An 8,031-nucleotide genomic window follows, 5' to 3' on the forward strand; every position below is an offset into this window, starting at 1 on the left:
CCACAACCACAACACTCAAATCACCCTTACCAACACTAACACTAGCATTAGAACTGACAAATGACATGTAATCAGCATCCCCATCAAAAACAACATAATAAGTAGATAATCCGATATTTGAAAGAGTATACGATAATTTAGCAATACCTTGATTATTGGTAGTACTACTACCATAGTAAACACCATTCACATAAAACTTAAGGATTTTATCACGAAGATCATTTCCATTTTCATCAGTTAATTTAGCAGTTAAATTTACTTTCTTGGATAGTTTGCCACTAACATTAGAAACAGTAATATTAACCCTTTGTTTGTGAGAATTTGTAAGTAAACCATTTTTAATAATAATTCCTTGATCACCATAGCTAGAATTAGAATAATAACCAGAATAATAACCAGATACTATAGAAGGACCAGCAATATCAACATAATATGTTAGATTTGCCATGCCATTAATCACATTAACATTTCCTAGGAAATTATTATTTAAATAAAAAGAAATAATTCCGCCAGTAATAGGATTGCCCATATTATCAGTTAAATTAGCAAAGATTAAAAAATTTTGTCCATTTTCAACATAATATGAATTATTATTTAAAAATGTGAGCCCAATAATACAAATTTTTCCATCATTATAAATTGAATCCCCTATATAAGTAGCTTTATTATTTAACATTTGATTTCCAAAAACAAATAAATATCCTGTGACATCATTGAAAATAGCTCCGCCCTGACAAGCTTTATTATTAGTAAAAATTGAATTAGAAATATTACAATTATTATTAGAAAAAATAGCTCCTCCACGGTCTGGAACATAACTATTATTAAAACTAGAATTATTAACTATTAATTTACCAATGTTGAAAATAGAACCCCCAATACTTGCATTATTACCATTAAAAATAGAATTATTGAGAGTTAAACTATCATTATTATAAATAGCTCCTCCACGGTCTGGAACGCGACAATTAATAAAGGTAGAGTTATATATTTTAGAGTATCCATTAACAAAAACAGCCCCGCCGAAACTAGCTTTAGTAAAAATAAAATTAGAATTAACGATATATGAATTTCCAGATGTATATATGGAACCACCATAATTATTAACAGAAGAATTAGTAAAATTAGAAGAATTAACAGTTAAATTTCCAATGTTATAAATGTCTCCACCACTACCACTAGCTTTATTACCTGTGAAGATAGAATCATAAATATCTAAATTTCCACTATTATAAATAGCTCCACCATCACTATAAACGGAGTTATTGATAAAATTAGAGCCAGTAATACTTAAATCACCAGTGTTATAAATAGCTGCACCCATTGGAAAACCAGTATTACTTAAAAAAGTACAATTAATTATAGTTAAACTTTTACTATTGTATACTGCACCATTTTCATAAAAACCAGCATTCTTTATTATTAAATTCTTAAGTGTTAAATTTCCCTTATTATTTATAAACCATGAGCCAGAACAATCAATAGTAGCTTTATTATTAGAATCGTAGCTCTGTATTGTTAAATTTTTATTACTGTTTACAGATAATTTATTGTTATTTCCGCCCTTATATGTTCCATTTAAAAGGTTAATATTATTATAATTTTCAGAACTAGATATAGTACTGTTTAATCCACCAGAAGTAGAGTTACTAATAGTTACTGAACCATCAGCAGCACAAAACTGAATAGATACAAATATAGATAAAATAAAGAAAATGCCTACTAAATAGGCATATTTACTCTTTACCAGAATAATTCCCCCCAATTCTCTAGTAATGCCGTAAAATGATTAAAAAAAGTATATAAAAAATTGATTCATTATATAAGTAAATGATATAGAATATTCAATAAAAAAAAAACAATTTAATTAAAATATTTAGCATTTATGTTGTAATATAATTGTTAAAATTCATAATATTAATTTTAACAACAATATTAATTTTTTATATATAACATTAATTTTTATCATACATATTTTTCAATAGAGAAAATATTACCCAATAATTATAATATTTTCCTAAATATAACATTGAAAAAATAAAAAAGAACAATTATTATATTTACTAACGATTATATAAAATTATTAATATATAAATGTTTTGATGATAAAATATTTAATAGTAATAAAAAAATGACATAAAAAAGATTTATTAGATTATGCTAAACTAAAAAAGATATTATAAGTTATTAAGGCAATTAATAATCAATTAATGAATAAATAAACGAAAAATATCAAAAAAAATCGTGGTAGAATAAGAAATAATTATTGATGAATTGAACAATTATCAAAATTTTGAAATATAAATAAACAAAATACCATAGCCCAATATTTTTTACAAGCTTTTAATTTTAGGAAAGCTTAGGAATAAAGAAAAAATAACTGCCAATGATTAGTGATTATATAAGAAATTAATATTTTACAGAAATAGTAATAAAAAAATCATATTTGATATTACAGAGGTTAATTTCAAGTGTAAAAATAAAGATTTACATCAAAATTAGCAAAATTTATTAAATAATGAGTTAAATAATGAAAATTTAAGTTTAAATAATAATTTCATAAATAACTTTAAAAAAGATAAATTATTAAATAATAACTTAATAAAACTAATTATTTCTTAAAATATATTAAAAAGGAGATAAAATGCATCCAAGACCAAGCCCAATAGCTGCTTCACTTTATACATTGAGAGATCTTAATGCTGATGTTATAATAATGCATGGCCCTCATGGCTGTTGTTTTAGAACTGGAAGACTTCTTGAAAGTGATGGAGTTAGAGTATTGACAACAGCAATGGCAGAAAATGATTTTATATTTGGAGCTAGTGATAAACTAGAAGAGACTCTTAAAAAGGCAAATGAAATGTTCAATCCAAAATTAGTTGGAATAGTTGGAACTTGTGCAAGTATGATAATAGGTGAAGATCTTAAAGAAGCTATTGAGAATGTTGAAACAGAAGCAATAGTATTACCTGTAGAATCTCATGGAGGATTTGGTGAAGGAGATAATACTGAAGGAGCAATAGCTGTATTAGAGGTAGCTAGTAAATATGGAGTGATTCCAGAAAAAGAAGCCAATAGACAAATAAATATGCTTAAATTAGCAACTAAAATTGAAAAAACAAGGGGGATGGCTAAAGGAAAATACATAAGACCAAATTTTGGAGATAATAAAGAAGAAGTGGCAAAAATAGTCTTGAAAAATCTTAAAGAAGGTAAAAAAGTAGCATTCGTACTTAATGCAAAAAAAGAAACCAGTTATTTGTTTGCAGATGTTTTAAATGTTGATTTCAAAAGTATAAACAAAGAAAACCAACCAAAAATTATAGCTAATCTTGATAAAAATATTGGACTTCCTAGAATAAGAGAACATGCCAAAAATATAACTAAAGAATTAGAAAAAAATGGAATATCTATTGATTATATTACTGGAGGATTAGATGAATATCCGATCACTCCCAAAAAAGCTGAAGATATATTGAAAGAAAATAATTTTGACTTAGTTATAGTTATTGGAGTTCCACATGCATTGAAAATTGAAGATATTAATCCAAAAATAGAAACAATAGCTGTTACAGATGGTCCGAGACTCGTTGAACCTTTAAGAGAATTGGGATACGATTATGTGGTAGCTGAGTTAGATGCCCACTCAAAAACACTCGGTACTTCTAAAATAGTGGACTCTGACTTTGGTATGATGATTAGAACTATTAGTAATTGGGATAAAAATAAATAAGAAAAGTAAAAAAGGTTACATCATGATTACAATTATTGATTATGGAAGTGGAAATCTAAGGAGTATTTCTAATGGGTTTTCTAAAATTAATATAAAATCAAATATCACTAATAATCCTGAAGAGATATCTAATGCAAAATATCTTGTTTTACCAGGGGTTGGTGCATTTGGACAAATTATGAATAATATTGAACCCTATAAAAAAATCATAACAGAACATATATCCGACGGCAAACCATTTTTAGGAGTTTGTTTAGGATTACAGGCATTACTATCAAAAAGTGAAGAAACACCAGGAATTAAGGGTTTAGATATTTTTAAAGGAGAAGTTAAAAAACTTCCAGCTGAAAACGGTCTAAAAATTCCACACATGGGTTGGAATCGCCTTGATATGACATTATGTGAACGGGAAAAAAGTTGTTCTATTATAGATGGCATAGATAAAGATTATTTCTATTTTGTTCACTCGTATTATGCATCACCAGAAGATGAAGAAGTAATATCAGGAACTACAGAATATGGGTTTGATGTTACAGCAGTTTTACACCAAAACAATGTATTTGCAACACAGTTCCACCCTGAAAAAAGTGGGCCTTCTGGTCTTAAAATGCTTAAAAATTTTGTTTCAATGAAATTATAAAAATTAAATATGTAAAAAATGAGAATATATCCAAATAAGACATAAAGAAAAAAGAATTATTTTAATTAAAAGGCCAATAAATTATATTAAAGACCTAATTTATTGAAATAATACATGATAAAAAGAGATTATAATTTAGAATAACTATAATAACCTTCTACATCAGTATTTTCATCAATAAACTTTATTTTATTATTTAATTTACAATCAACTAATATTTTACCATGTTCTAATTCGATGTGGAATACTCCATAATCAACAAGTTTAAGATAATCATCTTCATTTTCAAAATTTGCTAAAAAAGGCAACTCATCAAAAACTGGTTTTAAAGGATCTCTTTCTTCTATTCTCACATTTAAAACCTTTATAAACTCTAAATGTGTTTCAGCATGACCATTTCCTATATTTACATACATATAATTACCCTCTAATAGTATATCAGTTATAAAAATTTAAAATCAAAGTTAATATATTTTATTTAAAAGTTATAAAAAACTATTTAATTATAACAATAAAATACATTTTTCTATCTCCTTAATTAATTATATAAATTTTATTCTATTTATTTTACTATTATTATGATAATTTCACTTAATTAAGTATGGTTAATTATACTAAAAAGTACCAAAATAATATAAAACATTATTAAAAATATTTCATAAAATACATATATTGTATACCAGTAAATCAAAATAAAGAACAAAATAAATATTTTTCTAAGTTTATAATAAAATATATAAATTTTATTATATCCATTTTATTATTAAAAGAAAATTATTAATAATTAGGCATGAAAAATTATATTAAAAATTATACTAATATGATTTAATAACCAAAAACCCAATTCAAAATATTTTATAAAATACATATATTGTATATATCTAAAACAAAATAAACAACTAAATAAATATTTATATATCTTTATAATTAAATATACAAATTATATTTTGTCTATTTTACTATTGAAAGAAAATAATTAGTAATTAAGCAGGATAATATAATAAAAAATATACTAATATGATACAATATCATGAAAAACTAATGAAAAATATTTCATAAAATACATATATTGTATACCAGTAAAACAAAATAAAATAAACAATTATTTGATTATAAGTCCCTAAACTGTTTATAATTTCCTAATAAATGTGTTGTTCAATTTAATTTTTTAATTTCTAGTTATTTTAATTTATTTTAATAATTATTCTGATAATTTCCATACCAAAAATTAATATCATATTAATTAATATTTTAATAGTTCATATATTAATAATTTATATATTAATAATTAATATGATTTTATTTCGTTTTTTATTATTTTTTAACTATTATTAGAATTTTTTGTTTATTATCTCATGTTTTAAAAATGAAAATAAGTACTTAAAAAAAATATAAGAATTATATTATTTGAATTTAATTATACTATAAATAAAATTTAATAAAAAACCTATTAAAAAATTTAATTAAAAAATTATATATTTTAGTAGTAATATATTAATATACAAAAACAAATCACAAACAAGATGATAAAATGTCAAATAAAAAAAAATTCACAACAAATAAAGGAATTCCTGTACCTAATGATCAGGCATCCATTACCACAGGTAAAGGATCAAATTATACAATGTTAGGAGATTCTCATTTAACTGAGAAACTTGCGCATTTCGGTAGAGAAAGAATACCGGAAAGAGTCGTTCATGCGAAAGGAACTGGGGCTTATGGATATTTTGAAGTTACAAATGACCTTTCAAAATATACTAGAGCTAAATTTCTTTCAGAAGTTGGTAAAAAAACTGAGGTTTTTATAAGATTCTCTACCGTTGGGGGAGAAAGAGGTTCTGCTGATGCAAAAAGAGATCCTCGTGGAACTGCTATGAAATATTACACTGAAGAAGGAAATTACGATCTTGTTGGAAATAATACTCCAATTTTCTTTATTAGAGATGCAATAAAATTCCCAGATTTTATACATACTCAAAAGAGAAATCCAAAAAATAACTTGGCTGATGCAGATATGTTTTGGGATTTTATGTCCTTAACACCTGAATCAATACATCAAGCAACATTTTTATTTACAGATAGAGGAACTCCAAAAAATTTCAGACATATGGATTGTTTTGGAAGTCATACATTTATGTGGTATAATGAGAAAAATGAATATGTATGGGTAAAATATCATTTTAAAACAGCGCAAGGAATAAAAAACTTAACAAATGATGAAGCAGTTAAAATGTGCGGTGAAAATCCAGATCATGCTGTAGAAGATCTATTTAATGCTATTGAAGAGGGAAATTATCCAGAATGGAATGTTTATGTCCAAATAATGACTCCAGAAGAAGCAGAAAAATATGAATTTGATCCATTTGATGTAACAAAAGTTTGGTTCCATGGAGATTATCCATTAATTCCTCTAGGAAAATTAGTTTTAAATAAAAATCCAGAAAATTTCTTTGCTGAAGTTGAACAGGTTGCATTCGCACCTTCAAATTTTGTTCCAGGAATTGGACCTTCACCAGACAGACTTTTGCAAGGAAGGTTATTTTCTTATGAAGACACTCAAAGGCATAGACTAGGTCCAAATCATCACCAAATTCCAATAAACAGGGCAAAAAATACTGAAGTAAACACCTATCAAAGAGACGGGCCGATGACAGTCACAGATAATGGAGGAAGTGGGCCTAATTACTATCCAAATTCATTTGATGGGCCAGAAGTAGATGAAACAGTTACTCCACCAACTATAGAATTGAAAGCGGAAATTAATAGACACCCAAGGCCAGTTGAAGATGTTGACTTTTTCCAAACAGGTGAACTTTGGAGAAGAGTTTTAAATGATGAGGATAAGGATCATCTAGTATATAATATAGTTGTACACTTAGGAAATGCCCAAGAAAGAATTCAATATAGACAATGTGCTCTTTTCTACAAAGCAGAACCAGAATATGGAACACGTGTAGCTGAGGGAATTGGACTTGATATATCCAAAGTTAAAAATCTTTCTGAAATGACTCAAGAAGAAAGAGTTGAAGCCACAAAAAATGAAAAAATTTAATTGTTTTAAATAATTGTGCAAATATGGAACCTAAACGAAGCGTGTTTTTTAGCTTAGGGGTTGTTTTAGTAGGATTAGGTGCAGTAGGCATAGCTTTACCAATCTTACCGACCACTCCATTTATTTTAGCTGCTTTTTTCTGTTTTGGGAAAAGTTCAAAAAGAGCAGAAAAGTGGATTTCAAGCAATAGATACTTTGGAAGTTATATAGAAAATTATAAGAAAAAAGAAGGTATTCCACTAGATGTTAAAAGGAACAGTTTAATATTTTTATGGTTTATGTTGACTATTTCTGCTTTAATAATAAACAGTCCAATAATTAGATTAATTTTACTTATTGTAGGAATATGTGTTAGTGCACATATTTTACTTTTAAAAACTAAAAAAGAGACTATTTGTAAAAAAGAAGATGTTTGTTAAAAAAGTAATTATAAAAAGAGAGATTTAATTATTATTTTGTTATTATATTAGTTTTTTATTAATTTTTTCTATTAATTATTTATTAAATTAATTATTCCTTTTATTTATTCATTTATCTATTAAATTATCTATTAAATTAATTATTCCTTTTATTTATTCATTTATCTATTAAATTATCTATTAA

At 25.5% G+C, this 8,031-nt stretch carries 6 protein-coding genes; 4 read left to right on the forward strand and 2 right to left on the reverse strand.

Features of this window, described 5'->3' with window-relative positions; translation table 11 throughout:
• Positions 1–1,765, reverse strand: a 1,765-nt coding sequence (locus tag Q0087_RS06530; protein WP_333658728.1) for an Ig-like domain repeat protein, incomplete at its 3' end; no start/stop codon positions are given.
• An 879-nt stretch (positions 1,766–2,644) separates the two neighbouring features.
• Here Q0087_RS06530 and cfbD point away from each other — a divergent pair.
• Both cfbD and hisH read left to right on the forward strand, forming a co-directional pair.
• On the forward strand, positions 2,645–3,736 hold the full coding sequence (gene cfbD / locus Q0087_RS06535) for a Ni-sirohydrochlorin a,c-diamide reductive cyclase catalytic subunit (protein ID WP_297896845.1): 1,092 nt from the start codon (positions 2,645–2,647) through the stop codon (positions 3,734–3,736).
• Between the two features lie 22 nt (positions 3,737–3,758).
• Positions 3,759–4,376, forward strand: a complete 618-nt coding sequence (hisH, locus tag Q0087_RS06540; RefSeq protein WP_297896842.1) for an imidazole glycerol phosphate synthase subunit HisH — start codon at positions 3,759–3,761, stop codon at positions 4,374–4,376.
• Positions 4,377–4,504: 128 nt separating this feature from the next.
• Here the strand turns inward: hisH and Q0087_RS06545 are convergent, their stop codons facing one another.
• Complete coding sequence (locus Q0087_RS06545; protein ID WP_297896839.1) at positions 4,505–4,792, reverse strand: hypothetical protein; 288 nt, start codon at positions 4,790–4,792, stop codon at positions 4,505–4,507.
• Between the two features lie 1,115 nt (positions 4,793–5,907).
• On the opposite strand from Q0087_RS06545, the gene Q0087_RS06550 reads away from it, so the two are divergent.
• Both Q0087_RS06550 and Q0087_RS06555 read left to right on the forward strand, forming a co-directional pair.
• Entirely contained in the window at positions 5,908–7,428 is a 1,521-nt protein-coding gene (locus Q0087_RS06550) for a catalase (RefSeq protein ID WP_297896836.1), read from the forward strand.
• Between the two features lie 23 nt (positions 7,429–7,451).
• Positions 7,452–7,847: a YbaN family protein gene (locus tag Q0087_RS06555; RefSeq protein WP_297896833.1), complete on the forward strand. Its 396-nt coding sequence runs from the start codon at positions 7,452–7,454 to the stop codon at positions 7,845–7,847.
• The last annotated feature ends 184 nt before the right edge of the window (positions 7,848–8,031 follow it).

The sequence above is a fragment of the uncultured Methanobrevibacter sp. genome (genome assembly GCF_937881195.1).
GTDB lineage: Archaea > Methanobacteriota > Methanobacteria > Methanobacteriales > Methanobacteriaceae > Methanobinarius.

Excerpts from the sequence above, each read along its gene's own strand:
- cfbD (WP_297896845.1), top strand. The coding sequence starts at position 2,645 with ATGCATCCAAGACCAAGCCCAATAGCTGCTTCACTTTATACATTGAGA.
- hisH (WP_297896842.1), top strand. The coding sequence starts at position 3,759 with ATGATTACAATTATTGATTATGGAAGTGGAAATCTAAGGAGTATTTCT.
- Q0087_RS06545 (WP_297896839.1), bottom strand. The coding sequence starts at position 4,792 with ATGTATGTAAATATAGGAAATGGTCATGCTGAAACACATTTAGAGTTT.
- Q0087_RS06550 (WP_297896836.1), top strand. The coding sequence starts at position 5,908 with ATGTCAAATAAAAAAAAATTCACAACAAATAAAGGAATTCCTGTACCT.
- Q0087_RS06555 (WP_297896833.1), top strand. The coding sequence starts at position 7,452 with ATGGAACCTAAACGAAGCGTGTTTTTTAGCTTAGGGGTTGTTTTAGTA.